At 60.4% G+C, this 14,302-nt stretch carries 14 protein-coding genes; 6 read left to right on the top strand and 8 right to left on the bottom strand.

From position 1 onward, the window contains the following. Nucleotides 1-184 precede the first annotated feature (184 nt). Nucleotides 185-859 (top strand): ribose-5-phosphate isomerase RpiA, encoded by a 675-nt coding sequence (gene rpiA, locus UB23_RS13265; protein ID WP_045059773.1) that lies wholly within the window; start codon nt 185-187, stop codon nt 857-859. A gap of 125 nt (nt 860-984) precedes the next feature. Here the strand turns inward: rpiA and UB23_RS13260 are convergent, their stop codons facing one another. The 4 genes from UB23_RS13260 to UB23_RS13245 all read right to left on the bottom strand — a co-directional run bounded on the left by UB23_RS13260 (nt 985) and on the right by UB23_RS13245 (nt 5,261). Continuing rightward, complete coding sequence (locus tag UB23_RS13260; RefSeq protein ID WP_045059772.1) at nt 985-1,902, bottom strand: SdiA-regulated domain-containing protein; 918 nt, start codon at nt 1,900-1,902, stop codon at nt 985-987. A 127-nt stretch (nt 1,903-2,029) separates the two neighbouring features. Next, entirely contained in the window at nt 2,030-2,959 is a 930-nt protein-coding gene (locus UB23_RS13255; RefSeq protein WP_045059771.1) for an SdiA-regulated domain-containing protein, read from the bottom strand. Nucleotides 2,960-3,163: 204 nt separating this feature from the next. Then, entirely contained in the window at nt 3,164-3,829 is a 666-nt protein-coding gene (locus tag UB23_RS13250; RefSeq protein ID WP_045059770.1) for a fumarylacetoacetate hydrolase family protein, read from the bottom strand. A 37-nt stretch (nt 3,830-3,866) separates the two neighbouring features. Next, nucleotides 3,867-5,261 carry an FAD-binding oxidoreductase gene (locus UB23_RS13245; protein WP_045059769.1) on the bottom strand — a complete coding sequence of 465 codons (1,395 nt, stop codon included), beginning with the start codon at nt 5,259-5,261 and terminating at the stop codon, nt 3,867-3,869. Between the two features lie 202 nt (nt 5,262-5,463). Here UB23_RS13245 and serA point away from each other — a divergent pair, with 202 nt between their 5' ends. Next, the gene (serA, locus tag UB23_RS13240) at nt 5,464-6,693 is read left to right on the top strand and encodes a phosphoglycerate dehydrogenase (RefSeq protein WP_045059768.1); all 1,230 of its coding nucleotides are present in this window, start codon (nt 5,464-5,466) and stop codon (nt 6,691-6,693) included. A 61-nt stretch (nt 6,694-6,754) separates the two neighbouring features. On the opposite strand, the gene UB23_RS13235 is transcribed toward serA, so the two are convergent. Then, a complete protein-coding gene (locus UB23_RS13235; RefSeq protein ID WP_045059767.1) occupies nt 6,755-7,180 on the bottom strand; it encodes a DUF4399 domain-containing protein in 426 nt (141 codons plus the stop codon). 134 nt (nt 7,181-7,314) lie between these two features. Here UB23_RS13235 and UB23_RS13230 point away from each other — a divergent pair, with 134 nt between their 5' ends. Then, entirely contained in the window at nt 7,315-7,902 is a 588-nt protein-coding gene (locus tag UB23_RS13230; RefSeq protein ID WP_045059766.1) for a transporter substrate-binding domain-containing protein, read from the top strand. A gap of 128 nt (nt 7,903-8,030) precedes the next feature. On the opposite strand, the gene UB23_RS13225 is transcribed toward UB23_RS13230, so the two are convergent. Both UB23_RS13225 and UB23_RS13220 read right to left on the bottom strand, forming a co-directional pair. Further along, nucleotides 8,031-8,516, bottom strand: a complete 486-nt coding sequence (locus UB23_RS13225; protein WP_045059765.1) for a DUF523 domain-containing protein — start codon at nt 8,514-8,516, stop codon at nt 8,031-8,033. A 2-nt stretch (nt 8,517-8,518) separates the two neighbouring features. Continuing rightward, the gene (locus UB23_RS13220; RefSeq protein WP_045059764.1) at nt 8,519-9,151 is read right to left on the bottom strand and encodes a 2OG-Fe(II) oxygenase; all 633 of its coding nucleotides are present in this window, start codon (nt 9,149-9,151) and stop codon (nt 8,519-8,521) included. Between the two features lie 109 nt (nt 9,152-9,260). Between UB23_RS13220 and UB23_RS13215 the strand changes: the two genes are divergently transcribed. Continuing rightward, nucleotides 9,261-10,007, top strand: a complete 747-nt coding sequence (locus tag UB23_RS13215; protein WP_045059763.1) for a DUF2059 domain-containing protein — start codon at nt 9,261-9,263, stop codon at nt 10,005-10,007. A 119-nt stretch (nt 10,008-10,126) separates the two neighbouring features. Here the strand turns inward: UB23_RS13215 and UB23_RS13210 are convergent, their stop codons facing one another. Further along, nucleotides 10,127-11,074, bottom strand: coding sequence for an alpha/beta hydrolase (locus tag UB23_RS13210; protein WP_045059762.1), 948 nt, complete (start codon nt 11,072-11,074; stop codon nt 10,127-10,129). A 98-nt stretch (nt 11,075-11,172) separates the two neighbouring features. Between UB23_RS13210 and UB23_RS13205 the strand changes: the two genes are divergently transcribed. Together UB23_RS13205 and UB23_RS13200 are read left to right on the top strand one after the other, a co-directional pair. Further along, complete coding sequence (locus UB23_RS13205; protein ID WP_045059761.1) at nt 11,173-11,754, top strand: DUF6436 domain-containing protein; 582 nt, start codon at nt 11,173-11,175, stop codon at nt 11,752-11,754. A gap of 114 nt (nt 11,755-11,868) precedes the next feature. Then, on the top strand, nt 11,869-14,274 hold the full coding sequence (locus UB23_RS13200) for a penicillin acylase family protein (protein WP_045059760.1): 2,406 nt from the start codon (nt 11,869-11,871) through the stop codon (nt 14,272-14,274). Nucleotides 14,275-14,302 lie beyond the last annotated feature (28 nt).

Raw genomic sequence — 14,302 nt, 5'->3', positions numbered from 1 at the left:
GGAAAGCATCACTGAGCGGGTTGGGCAGGACCAACGAGTCTAACCCGGCTTCGCGCCACACGACCACACCCCAATCCAAAGCTTTGCCCCTACAGGGGTATGCCCCAGGTTTGAGCATGACCTTCGCTGCCCCGCAGCCTATAATGCCGGCCTTCAGCCCCCTCTTCGGCACTTCGGAGCCCGCATGACCCAGGATCAACTCAAACAGGCAGTGGCCCAGGCCGCCGTCGACTTCATCCTCCCGAAACTCGATGACAAGAGCATCGTCGGGGTCGGCACCGGCTCCACCGCCAATTGCTTCATCGACGCCCTGGCGCAACACAAAGGCGCATTTGATGGCGCCGTCGCCAGCTCCGAAGCCACTGCCGCGCGCCTCAAGGGCCACGGGATTCCGGTGTACGAACTCAATACCGTCAGCGACCTGGAGTTCTACGTCGACGGCGCCGATGAAAGCGACGAGCACCTGAACCTGATCAAGGGCGGTGGCGCCGCCCTGACTCGCGAGAAGATCGTTGCCGCCGTGGCCAAGACGTTCATCTGCATTGCCGACGCCAGCAAGCTGGTGCCGGTCCTGGGCGAGTTCCCGCTGCCAGTGGAAGTGATCCCGATGGCCCGCAGCCACGTGGCCCGCGAACTGGTCAAGCTGGGCGGCGACCCGGTCTACCGCGAAGGTGTGCTGACCGACAATGGCAACATCATCCTCGACGTGTACAACATGCAGATCACCAACCCGGTGCAGCTGGAGACGCAGATCAATGCGATCGTCGGCGTGGTGACCAATGGTTTGTTTGCTGCACGACCCGCGGACTTGCTGTTGCTGGGCACCAGCGAAGGCGTGAAAACCCTGCGCGCAGAATAACCAGAAACACCGATAAACCTGTGGGAGCGGGCTTGCCCGCGATGAGGCCATTACAATCAACATTCTGTTGACTGACCGGCCGCCATCGCGAGCAAGCCCGCGCCCACAGTGTTTTGGGGTATTGGTTAGTTTTGTGCGGGTTTCTTGAACACGTAGAACAGGTTCGGCTCGCTCACCAGGTACATCGTGCCTTCGTCATCCATGGCGATCCCCTCCGCCTGCGGCACGGTCTTTTGCAGGCCCTGGCGCCCCTTGCTCAGTGACATGGTACTGAGCGGGCGCCCGTCCACGTCCAGTTCCAGGATCAACCGCGACTCGTCCGACAGCGCCAGCAGATGGCCGCTGCGCTCGTCGTACTGCAGACTGGACAGGTCTCGCACGAACATCCCGGCATCGCGCTTGGGGTTATTGACCACATGTACCGCGTAGGACTTTTCCGGATTGTAGTGCGGAAAACCCTGTACTTCGTAGATCAGCATCGGGTCGCGCTCCTTGGCAACAAACAGGCGCTTGCCCACCGAGTCGTACGCCAGGCCCTCAAAGCCCTTGTTACCGGCCATATGCACACCAAGGGTCATCTGCTCGGCGTCCGCCGCGTCGAGGAAGGTGGTGTCTTCCTCCAGATGAATCTTGATCAATCGCTGCTCGCGCTCGTCAGTGATCACGTAGGTGTCGGCGCTGATGTACTCCACCGCTTCCGGATCGCCAAAGCCCACCAGCGAAATGCGCCGGATAATCTGGCCATCCAGAGACATCTCGATCAATTCGGAATTCTTGTTGGTGACCGTGAACAGGCTTTTGCGCACTGGATCGAATGTCAGGGCCGACACGTCGTCATCCAGGCCATCGATCACCCGCGCCTCGACCGTGACCTGATAACGATCAAGACCAATGGAAAGTGCGCTCTCGGCCTGCCACAGCGCATGCAGGTTGAACCAGCCGCGCTCGAACAGGCGCAGGTATTGGCCCATGGCTACGAGGGCGATCAGCGCAATGACTAAGAAGATCAGGATCAGAGATTTGGGACGGGCCAATCGACGCATTCTGGTGTGCTCGGATTCAAAACAGGCGGATGAAATACCACGCCTGTCTGAACTGAAGCTTAATGGCCACTTGCCTGCGCCTACAACGTCCAAATTTCTCCTACAGGTTTTCAGCGTGTTTTTCGGATCAGTGTTGTTTTTCGAAGCGGTAAAACAAGTTCGGCTCGCTCACCATGTACAGGTTGCCAGCGTCATCCATGGTCACGCCTTCGGCTCGGGGGATGGTGTTCTCCAACCCGTTGAAGCCCCCCAGCAAGGTCATGAAGCTGACCTGCTTGCCCTGCTCGTCCAGCTCCAGCAGCAGGTGGGAATCGGCTGACAGCACCAGGGTATGGCCGGTGCGTGGGTCGATGGCCAGGGCAGACAGATTACGCAGGTCCAGTTCGTCACTGTCGAGCTTCTGCTTGTCGCCCGCCAGCGAGACGCCGTCGCTGCTTTTCCAGGTGAACAGCGCCGGTGGACGCTCTTCACCTAACAACATCTGCTGATTGCGCGAGTCCCAGACGATGGCTTCGAACGCCTTGTTCTGATCTTTCGAAGGGCCAAGATCGTACTTGGGGAAGTCGCCGATGTTCAGCTCCCGGGTATCGGCATCGACCTTGACGATGGACAGCAGGTGCTCGCGCTCGTCGACGATGGCCATCAGGCCATTGCCCATCACCGTCAGGCCTTCCGGATTGCTCCAGCCGGCCAGGGGCATCTTGCGCAGCACGTCGCCCTGCAAGGACAGTTCGACGAGGAACGGGTTCTTGCCCATGACCGAGAACAGGGTTTTGGTCTGAGGGTTGTACGCCAGGTCGGACGCTTCGTCCTTCTCCATGCCTGGCAGCAATTTGGCGTCGATGATTGCGGTGTAATTCGGCAGCCAGATACTTTCCTGGCGCTCGGCGGGGCTTTCGAAACGTTCCTGCAACCAGAGCGCACCGCGGTCATCCCAATGCATGGCAATGGCCAGGCCATAGGTTATGGCGGCAACCAGCAATAGCCAGTAATACCAGCGCATGAAAAAGCGCGGGCGGCGGGCAGGTTTCAGCGTGGGCAGCGGTGGGTTGGCCATTAACGGATGGATTCCGGATAGTCATGAATGGGAGTCATGGGAGCAATCCCGGTTGGGATGCAATTCCTGTGGGAGCAACGCTTGCTCGCGATGAGGCCTTTGAATTCAACATTGAAGTTGAATGGTGGACCGCTATCGCGAGCAAGCGTTGCTCCCACAGGCAGCTCTCCACAGGCAGCTTTGCTTCCACGGGAGGGTGTGCTGTCAGCGGACGCTGGTGGTAAAGCTGCTGGCGCCGGGCAATTCGATGACCAGTTCGTCGCCGACATTCAGCGGGCCAACGCCCACTGGCGTGCCGGTCAGGATCACGTCACCGGCCTGCAGCGAGAAGCATCCGGCCATGTGCTGGATCATCGGCACGATAGGGTTGAGCATGGCGCTGCTGTTGCCGTCCTGGCGAACTTGACCATTGATGGTCAGGCGAATGCCGATGTCGGTCAGGTCGGCGAAGGTGCTGCCGGATACGAACGGCGCAATCACCGCCGCGCCGTCGAATGACTTGGCGATTTCCCAGGGCAGGCCCTTGGATTTCAGTTCAGCCTGCTTGTCGCGCAGCGTCAGGTCCAGGGCCGGTGCGAAACCCGAGATCGCATCCAGCACTTCTTCCCGGCTTGGCTTGGTCGACAGCGGCTTGCCGATCAATACGGCGATTTCTGCTTCGTAATGCACCGAACCACGCTCGGTCGGAATGCTGAAGCCGCCTTCGAGCGGCACGACGCAACTGCCCGGCTTGATGAACAGGAGCGGTTCGGTAGGCACCGGGTTGTCCAGTTCCTTGGCGTGTTCGGCGTAGTTACGACCGATGCAGACCACTTTGCCCAGTGGAAAGTGGATACGCGTACCGTCGACATACTGGTGCTGATAGCTCATTGACCGGCTCCTGGTTCGTAGCGCTTAAGTTCGAAAGTCAAACAGCAAAAATCTTGCCCGGGTTCATGATGCCGTTCGGGTCGAACACTGCCTTGACGGCTTTCATGTACTCGATCTCAACCTCTGAACGGCTATAGGTCAAGTAGTCACGCTTGGTCATGCCCACGCCGTGTTCGGCGGAAATCGAACCGTTGTACTTCTGGACGGTTTCGAACACCCACTTGTTGACCGTGGCGCACTTGGCGAAGAACTCGTCCTTGCTCAGGTTATCCGGCTTGAGAATGTTCAAGTGCAGGTTGCCGTCGCCGATGTGACCAAACCAGACGATTTCGAAATCCGGATAGTGTTGGCCGACGATCGCGTCGATTTCCTTGAGGAACGCCGGCACTTTCGACACGGTGACCGAAATGTCGTTCTTGTACGGAGTCCAGTGGGAGATGGTCTCGGAGATGTATTCGCGCAGCTTCCAGAGGTTCTGCAGCTGGGTTTCGCTCTGGCTCATCACACCGTCCAGCACCCAGCCCTGCTCGACGCAGTGTTCGAAGGTTTCCAGGGCGTGGTTGGCCACTTCTTCAGTGGTCGCTTCAAATTCCAGCAGCGCGTAAAACGGGCAATCGGTTTCGAAAGGCGCCGGAACATCACCGCGCGCCATGACTTTGGCCAGGGCCTTGTCGGAAAAAAATTCAAAGGCCGTCAGGTCGAGTTTGTCCTGGAAAGCGTGCAGTACCGGCATGATCGAATCGAAATCGGCGGTACCGAGCACCATGGCAGTCAGGTTTTTCGGCGCGCGATCCAGGCGCATGGTCGCTTCGACCACAAAACCCAGGGTCCCTTCGGCACCGATGAACAGCTGACGCATGTCGTAGCCCGTGGCGTTCTTGATCAGGTCGCGGTTCAACTCAAGCAGGTCACCCTTGCCGGTGACGACCTTCATGCCGGCGACCCAATTGCGGGTCATCCCGTAGCGAATCACCTTGATTCCGCCGGCATTGGTACCGATATTACCGCCAATCTGGCTGGAACCGGCCGAGGCGAAATCTACCGGGTAGTACAGGCCCTTTTCTTCGGCGACATTCTGCAGGTGCTCGGTGACCACCCCCGGCTGGCACACGGCGGTGCGATCGGTGAGGTTTACCTCAAGAATCTGGTTCATGTAGTCGAACGACACAACCACTTCGCCGTTGGCTGCCACGGCGGCGGCGGAAAGCCCGGTACGACCGCCGGATGGCACCAGTGCCACCTTGCGTTCGTTGGCCCAACGGACAATGGCCTGAACCTGCTCGGTGGTCTTGGGAAACACGATCGCGGTGGGCGCCGGGGCGAAATGCTTGGTCCAATCCTTGCCATAAGCATTGAGGGAGTCGGCATCGGTCAGCACCTTGCCAGGCTCAACCAGGGTCTTCAGCTCATCAATCAGGGCAGGATTGGTCATCGACAGAACTCTCGAACAATTCATGGTCATCCTGAGAACGCTTCACGTCGCAGGAATGAGTGTTTAGCGGGGCGCCTATGCTAGCATACCGACCCCGCAGCATAGTGCCCAAAGGCGATTCTGCGGCGACGGCGTTCCTGCCGTCCGGGGTCAGCGACTGCTGACTTCCTGCCATTTTTCTCCGGGATACAGGTTTACGCAGATGAGCAAGACTTCTCTCGATAAGAGCAAGATCAAGTTCCTTCTTCTCGAAGGCGTCCACCAATCGGCTGTCGACGTCCTCAAGGCGGCGGGCTACACCAGCATCGAGTACCTCACTGGTTCTCTGCCGGAAGCCCAACTGAAGGAAAAGATCGCTGATGCGCACTTCATCGGCATCCGCTCCCGCACGCAACTGACCGAAGAGATCTTCGATCACGCGAAGAAGCTCGTCGCTGTCGGTTGCTTCTGCATCGGCACCAATCAGGTCGACCTGAACGCGGCTCGCGAACGCGGGATCGCAGTGTTCAACGCACCGTACTCCAACACTCGCTCCGTAGCCGAGCTGGTGCTGGCCGAAGCGATTCTGTTGTTGCGTGGCATCCCCGAGAAGAACGCTTCCTGCCATCGTGGCGGCTGGATCAAGAGCGCGGCCAATTCCTTCGAAATCCGCGGTAAGAAGCTGGGCATCGTCGGTTACGGTTCGATCGGTACCCAACTGTCGGTACTGGCTGAAGGCCTGGGCATGCAAGTGTACTTCTATGACACCGTGACCAAGCTGCCACTGGGTAACGCGACCCAGGTCGGCAACCTGCACGACCTGCTGGGCATGTCCGACATCGTCACCCTGCACGTTCCGGAAACCGCTGCGACCCAGTGGATGATCGGCGAGAAGGAAATCCGCGCCATCAAGAAGGGCGGCATCCTGATCAACGCTGCGCGCGGCACCGTGGTCGAGCTGGACGCCCTGGCGGACGCGATCAAGGACAAACACCTGATCGGCGCAGCCATCGACGTGTTCCCGGTAGAACCCCGCTCCAACGACGAAGAGTTCGAAAGCCCGCTGCGTGGCCTGGACAACGTTATCCTGACCCCGCACATCGGTGGTTCCACCGCCGAGGCGCAGGCCAACATCGGTCTGGAAGTGGCTGAGAAGCTGGTCAAGTACAGCGATAACGGTACCTCGGTATCGTCGGTGAACTTCCCGGAAGTGGCCCTGACGGCTCACCCTGGCAAGCATCGCCTGCTGCACATCCACGAGAACATTCCGGGCGTGATGAGCGAGATCAACAAGGTCTTCGCCGAAAACGGCATCAACATTTCCGGTCAGTTCCTGCAGACCAACGAGAAAGTCGGCTACGTAGTGATCGACGTCGACGCCGACTACTCGGAGATCGCCCAGGAGAAGCTGCAGCACATCAACGGCACCATTCGTTGCCGCGTATTGTTCTGACAGCGATGTTGAGCGACAAAAAAGGGAGCCTTCGGGCTCCCTTTTTCATGCCTGCGAAAAATTACTCTACAGTCACGGTGATCTTTTTCGACACGATCGGCGGATCGAACGGAATGTGGCCGCTGTCACCCAGCTCAAGCTGCAAGGTGTGCTTGCCTGGCGGCAGCTTGATGGTCGCTTCGGTCTGCGCCTTGCCGAAATGCATGTGGTTGGCGTCCGTCGGAATCGGCTGACCGGCGGCTGGGAGCTCTTTGACATCAATCAGCAGGTGGTGGTGACCGGTGTGTTTGGTCGTATCGCCAGCCGGGGCCAGGGAGATGTCCTTGACGCCAAACTTGACCTTGAATTCCTGTGGCACCTTGGCGCCGTCTTCGGGCGACACGATGAACGCTTCTGCTCCCTTGGGAGCCGGAGTGGCTGCCGTTGCCAGCATCGAAGCCCCCATCAACAGGCCAGCCAATGCTGCTCGTGACATAAAGGTTTTCATTCTCTTCTCCAGTTTTTACGTAAAATCTGCGCAGTCATGACAACTTCATGACCATTTGTTGTCGAAGGCACTCGACAACCATAGCAAAGCGAGCCGATCCAGAGCCTCGCAATAATGAATTCAAAGGAGTGACCATGCGTTTTTTGCCTGGCCTGATCTGCCTGCTACCCCTTTTGAGCCCACTGGCTCATGCCGAGTTGATTGACGACATCAACGACCGTGGCGAACTACGCATCGCTCTTGAGGCTAATACACCACCCTTCAATTTCAAGGACGACGGCAAGCTCGCCGGCTTTGAAGTCGAACTGGGCCAGCTGCTGGCCCAAGAGCTGGACGTGCGGGCCGACTTCGTCGTTGCCGATGCCAGTGAGCTGTTGCCTGGGGTTGAAAGCGGCAAATACGACGTCGCCATCAACCACATAGCACTGACCCCGGATCTGAAGGATCGTTTCGACTTCACCGAACCTTACAGCTATGCCAAGGCGGATCTGATCGCGCAGAAAGAAGCGGAGCCGCGCTCCATACTGCTGGTGCAGAGCCTGGCACAGGACAAACCCAAGGCGGCTGTGCCGGTGAAACTGGCCATTCCGTTCCAGAAGGGCAACCCGGCGTTTCATGCCAGCCTGGAGAATGCGCTGGGGCGGATCAAGGCGGACGGACGCCTGCAGGCACTGTCGCAGAAGTGGTTTGGTGCGGATACGAGTGTGGCGCCGAAGCCCTGAGCCGAGGCAGATGGATAACCCTGTGGGAGCGCGCTGCTCGCGATGAGGCCGGCATATCCAGCTAAAGTGTTGAGTGACGGGCCGCCAACGCGAGAAGGCTCGCTCCCAAAGGAAACGTGTTCGGGCGGTTAGTCTTGTGCGGTCAAAGCACGGGCCGCTTCCGGCAGTTGCAGCTCGCTGAAGACTTGCACCCCGTGGCGTCGCAGCAATGCCGCTGTGACGCCCTCACCGTTGACCTTCACACCGCTGAACGTCCCGTCATAAGTCAACAGATTCCCGCACGACGGGCTGTTGGCCTTCAGCACCGCAATCCGGATGCCGTGCTTTTGCACCAGTTCCAGGGCCTGACAAGCCCCCGACAGGAACTCGGCGCTGACATCCGCACCATCAGTGGTGATGACCGCGGCCCGCCCATCCAGCACTTCACCGCCCTGCCCGCCGGGGATTTCCGCAGCAGCCCGGGGAGTCGGCAAGCCGCCGGCCACCTCGGGGCACAAAGGCACGACCCGACCCTCACCGACCCATTGCTGCAACTGATCGAAAGGCCCACTGGCACCGCCGTCGTAGCGAACGCGGTGACCCAGCAGGCAGCGGCTTACCAGAATTTTCTGCATGGTCAGAAGGGCTCGTTGCCGCGACGCCGGAACCAGCCGGTCAACGACAGGCGATTTCGGCTGGCGGGCAGGACTTCGTGGGGCACCTCGCCGGACAGGAAGACCACCAGGCAGCCGCCGGTTGGCACGACGTCATGCTGCACGCCTTCGTCCAGGTACATGCGCAACTGGCCACCGTGCTCGGGTAGCCAGGCATCATTCAGGTAGACCACCGCCGACACCATGCGCCGGTCGTCGTCGCGAAAGCGGTCGACGTGCTTGAGGTAAAAGGCGCCTGGCGGGTACAGCGCGAAATGGCTTTCGAAATCCTCCAGGCCGAGGAACAGGCCCCGATTCATCGCCTCGCGCAGGCTGTCCATCAGCTGTAGATAACTGTCACACGCCAGCGCCTGGCCGGGTTCGATCCACTGAATGCGGTCACCACGAATGCCCTCGCGAATCTCCGAAGTGGGCCCGCGACCCACGGCGGCAGGCGCCAATTCACCTTCGGCTGAACGTTTATGGCACTCAGCAGCCAGTTCCCGGGTCAGACCCAGAGGCAGGAAAATATTCTGCTGCGACCAGCCATGTGTGGCCAGGTCGTCGACGATACGTAACAGCAGCGGATGATCAGAGGGTATTTGCATGGCGCGCATAGTATTCCTGTGCCTGCAAATCCGACAGAGCCATGCAGCGGCTTGATACGAATTCTCGACAAGTCCGAATGCCACACGGAGAATAGTCGCCTGCTGACAGGAGTCCCTAATGCGTCGTTTGCTTTTCTCACTGTTGATGTTCTGCGTTTTACCCGCCTGGGCAGACGACCACGACCAGTTGTACAAGGTCGCCGGTTGGCCGGAACAACGCGCGCATTTTAACGATGCCTTGTCGGCGGCACAGCAGCGTTACCAGAACAGCCTGCCACCGGCAGTGTTCCAGGCATTGGTGAACAACAGCAATCAGCGTTTTGCGCCTCAAGCGGTCGATCAGCGGGCCGAGGCACAACTGCGCAAGACCCTGGCCGATCCCAAGCCGGCATTGGCCTTTTTCCAGTCACCGCTGGGCAAAAAAATCGTCGCGGCGGAGTTGCTGGCAACCCGCCGCGATCAGCTGGCGAAGAATGCCAAGGGCTTGCCGAAAATCGAGGCCAGTGACACGCGCCTGCTGATCATCGGACATCTGGCCCAGGCCCTGCCTGCGCGCGAAGCGGGCGCCGAAGTCAGCCTGGCGATTGCCGGCGTCGCGGCGGACAGTCTGAGCTCCATGATCCCCGGCCTGCTGGGTGGCGGCCAGGCTCAGGGCATGTTGAATGGTCAGCGCCAGCGCCTGATGGACCAGATCGGCAGCGACCTGAACAACACCTTGCTGTACGTCTATCGCGACCTGTCGGATACCGAGCTGGAAGAGTTCGCGACCTTTGCCGAATCGACCGAAGGCAAGGCTTATTACCAGGCGGCGCTGGCAGCTATTCGGGCGGGGTTGGCGGTGGGGCAAACTAATCCTGGCGAATGATGTTCAGCGCCCGAGAGGGCCTCTTCGCGGGCAAGCCCGCTCCAACATGGACCACATTCGGCTGGATAACTCGGTCAACTGTGGAAGCGGGCTTGCCCGCGATGGGGCGATCACTGCCGCTACAAATTCCGCCCCTTGATCCGCTTGGTCAAGAACCCGAAATACTCCGCCCGCAAAGCCAGCGTCTCATTCGCCAGATGATGCCGCGCCTCAGGCAGCATCAACACCTGCGGCCGGTCGAATTTAGTCCGCAACACCCCAAGGTTATGCTGCCAGTCCACCGTCATGTCCGCCTGCCCCTGCACGATCAGCGGCCGACGCAAGCTGTGCGGTGCTGCCTCGATGCGCTTGACCCAACGGGCGAGCGCGCCTACCCAGGCGGTGGGCAGGCGCAGCGGTTGTAGCGGGTCGGCTTGCAGGAAGGGCAGGAACTCCGGATCGTTGGAGTTTTCGCTGAAGCGCCGGGCGATACCTTTGACGAAGGGCCTGAGCAGGTGATAACTCAATTGTGACCAACCCCACGCCCGTGGTCGAACCAGTGGCGACAGCAAAATCACCTGGCCCTGGGCTGGGCTTTGCGCGCCCGCGTTGAGCACATGATCAATCACAATCGCACCCCCGGTGCTTTGCCCGCACAAGTGCCACGGCTGCGGCAGATCAATCGACTCCGCTTCGGCAAACAAGCCCTGCAGCGTGTCCTGGTACTCGCTGAAATCCCGAATGCTCGCCCGCTCGCCACTGGACAGGCCATGCCCCGGCAGGTCGCAGGCAATGACGGCGAAGCCCTGATCCAGCGCCCAGTCGATCACGTGCCGATACAACCCGGTGTGATCGTAGAAACCGTGAAACAGGAACAACGTCGCTTTCGCCCGCGCCGGCCACCAGAACTGACTGACCAGCTGATAACCACCCGCCTCGAATCGGCCCAGGCCAGTGCGCAGTTCGCGCCCGGGAAAATCCAGGCCATAAAAGTGCCGATACGCCCGCGCTTGCTCCGACAACGGCTGGGCATCGGCCAATGGCCGCAGGCTGGCGCGCAAGTGATCGGGGGCGAAAGTGGCAGACATGAGCAATTTCCAGCAAGTGAAACGGACTTTATCGGCCTGCGATATTCATCTGTCCCGGCAAGCATGGCAAGCTAACCGACCTCCAAGGAAAGCATTCCATGCGCCCGGCCTACCGCACCACACTGCTCGCCAGCCTGCTCACCCTCGTGTGCGCCGTCGTACTGTGGGCGGCATACGACTGGTTTCAAGGTCGCTACCTGCGCGCATTCAGTGAACATACGGCAGTATTCTCCGGCGACCCCTTGCGTCTGCCGGACGACCTTGCAGGCCCCGGGGCCATTCGCCTGGTGCACTTCTGGGACCCTGCGTGCCCCTGCAATGTCGGCAACCAGCAGCATCTCAGTGAGCTGGTCGAGCGTTATGTTCCACAGGGCATCGAGTTCTACTCGGTGCAAAAACCCGGTAGTCACGGGCAGTTACCGAGCACCCTCGGCGGGCTGAAAAACATCAACGTGTTGCCTGGCTCCGAGCAGATCCCCGCCAGCCCCGCCGTGGCGATATGGGATCGAACCGGCAAACTGGCCTATTTTGGCCCCTACAGCGAAGGCCTGACGTGCAATTCCAGTAACAGCTTCATCGAACCGATCCTGCAGGCGCTGAACGAAGGGCGTGAGGTGAGCGCCACTCACACACTGGCGGTGGGGTGTTACTGCCCCTGGCCTGTGGCGGCAACGAAGTAGGGAAGATCCGGCAATACGAATCCCTCCTAAGGGCGATGGGCCGTCGCGGCAGGTCGTGTTAAACAGTGTCGCCAGGGAATTGCTGTCACTCATAACAAGAACAAGGAAATCACCATGAAACGCCTCCTGACCGTTCTCGTCCTGCTGGTTGTGCTGCTCGCTGCCGGCGCTGGCTGGTATGTCTACAGCAAACAGCCGACGCGCAAGGGCATGGTTGAACTGCAACACCTGCAGGGTCCGGTCACGGTGCGCTACGACGAACGCGGCGTCCCGCATATCCGCGCCGAAAACGAACCCGACCTGTACCGCGCGCTGGGCTATGTGCACGCCCAGGACCGGCTGTTCCAGATGGAAGTCCTGCGTCGCCTCGCCCGGGGTGAACTGGCCGAAGTGCTGGGGCCCAAACTGCTCGATACCGACAAGCTGATGCGTAGCCTGCGCATCCGGGAGCGCGCTGAGACCTACTTCGCCAACCTGGATCAACAGTCGCCGGCGTTTATCGCCATGCAGGCGTATCTGGATGGCATCAATCAGTACCAGGACAGCCATGCGCGACCGGTCGAGTTCGACGTGCTGGGCATTCCCAAGCGCCCGTTTACCGCACAGGACACCATCAGCATCGCCGGCTACATGGCCTACAGTTTCGCCGCAGCGTTTCGTACCGAGCCCCTGCTGACCTACGTGCGTGATCAACTTGGTGCGAACTACCTCAATGTGTTCGATCTCGACTGGCAGCCCAAAGGCGTGCTGGCCAATCACCAGGGTGGCGCTGCCAGGCCCCTTGCCAGTGTCGACTGGAAGGACCTCAACGCCCTCGCCCGCCTAAGTGAACAGGCCCTGGCGGAACACGGCCTGCCGCAGTTCGAAGGCAGCAACGCCTGGGTCGTCGCCGGCAGCCGCACCAAGAGCGGCAAGCCGCTGCTGGCGGGTGACCCGCACATTCGCTTCTCGGCGCCGTCGGTATGGTATGAGGCGCAGCTCTCGGCACCCGGCTTTGACCTTTACGGTCACTATCAGGCGCTGATGCCGTTTGCGTCACTCGGCCTGAATCACGATTTCGGCTGGAGCATCACCATGTTCCAGAACGATGACCTGGACCTGATCGCCGAGAAGGTCAATCCGGACAACCCCAACCAGGTCTGGTATCGCGGCAAGTGGGTGGACATGACCTCCAGCGAGCAGCAGATAGCGGTTAAGGGTCAGACCCCAGTGACCCTGGTACTGCGCCAGTCGCCCCATGGGCCGATCGTCAACGATGCGCTGGGCGCGAATGTGGGCAAGACCCCGATCGCCATGTGGTGGGGCTTCCTCGAAAGCCCGAACCCGATTCTCGAAGGCTTCTACCAGCTCAACCGCGCCGACACCCTGGCCAAGGCGCGCAGTGCCGCAGCCAAGGTCCAGGCGCCCGGCCTGAACATCGTCTGGGCCAATGCCAAGGGCGACATTGGCTGGTGGGCGGCAGCGCAGCTACCCAGGCGCCCCGCGGGCGTGCGGGGTGGCTTTATTCTCGATGGCAGCACTGCCGAGGCGGAGAAGGACGGCTTCTACCCGTTCAGCGCCAACCCTCAGGAAGAAAATCCGCCGCGGGGCTATATCGTGTCGGCCAACTTCCAGCCGGTATCGCCAACCGGCATGGACATCCCCGGGTACTACAACCTGGCGGATCGTGGCCAGCAGCTCAATCGCCAGCTCGGCGACAAAGCCGTCAAGTGGGACCTGGAAGCCAGCCAGAAGCTGCAACTGGGCACCACCACCGGCTACGGGCCACGCTTGCTCGCCCCGTTGTTGCCGGTGTTACGCGAAGTGGTGAGCGATCCTGCCGAACTGCGGTTGGTGGAGCAATTGGCCCAGTGGCAAGGTGATTACCCGCTGGACTCCACCAATGCCACGCTGTTCAACCAGTTCCTGTTCAACCTGACTGACGCGACCATGCATGACGAGCTGGGCGATGGGTTTTTCGACACCCTATTGTCGACCCGGGTGATCGATGCCGCACTGCCGCGCCTGGCCGCCAGCGCTGATTCACCGTGGTGGGACAACCGCGACACCCTGGTGAAGGAAACCCGCGCCGACACGGTCAAGGTGGCATGGCAAGCGAGCCTGGTGCACCTTCGGAACACGCTTGGCGCAGACTTCGCGCAGTGGCAGTGGGGCAAGGCGCATACCCTGACCCATGGTCATCCGGTAGGGCAGCAAAAACCGCTGGACCAGGTCTTCAACGTCGGCCCGTTCCCCGCGCCGGGCACTCATGAAGTCCCCAACAACCTGTCGGCGAAGATCGGCCCGGCGCCCTGGCCTGTCACCTATGGCCCGTCGACCCGGCGCCTGATCGACTTCGCCGACCCGGCCCACAGCCTGACCGTCAACCCGGTCGGTCAGAGCGGCGTGCCCTTTAACAGCCACTATGAAGACCAGGCCGAGGCGTATATCGAAGGGGTCTATTTCCAGGCTTACCTCAATGAGGAGGAAGTGGCGGCGAATACGCGCAGTACTTTGAAGTTGGTGCCAGTGGCTCAGTAGATTTGTGTTGCCTGGGCTGACGCCTTCG

This window comes from Pseudomonas sp. ES3-33 (genome assembly GCF_000952175.1).
GTDB classification, from domain to species: Bacteria; Pseudomonadota; Gammaproteobacteria; order Pseudomonadales; family Pseudomonadaceae; genus Aquipseudomonas; species Aquipseudomonas gregormendelii.
Note: the sequence above shows the minus strand (reverse complement) of the source record. Positions and strands in the feature narration are given on the sequence as shown.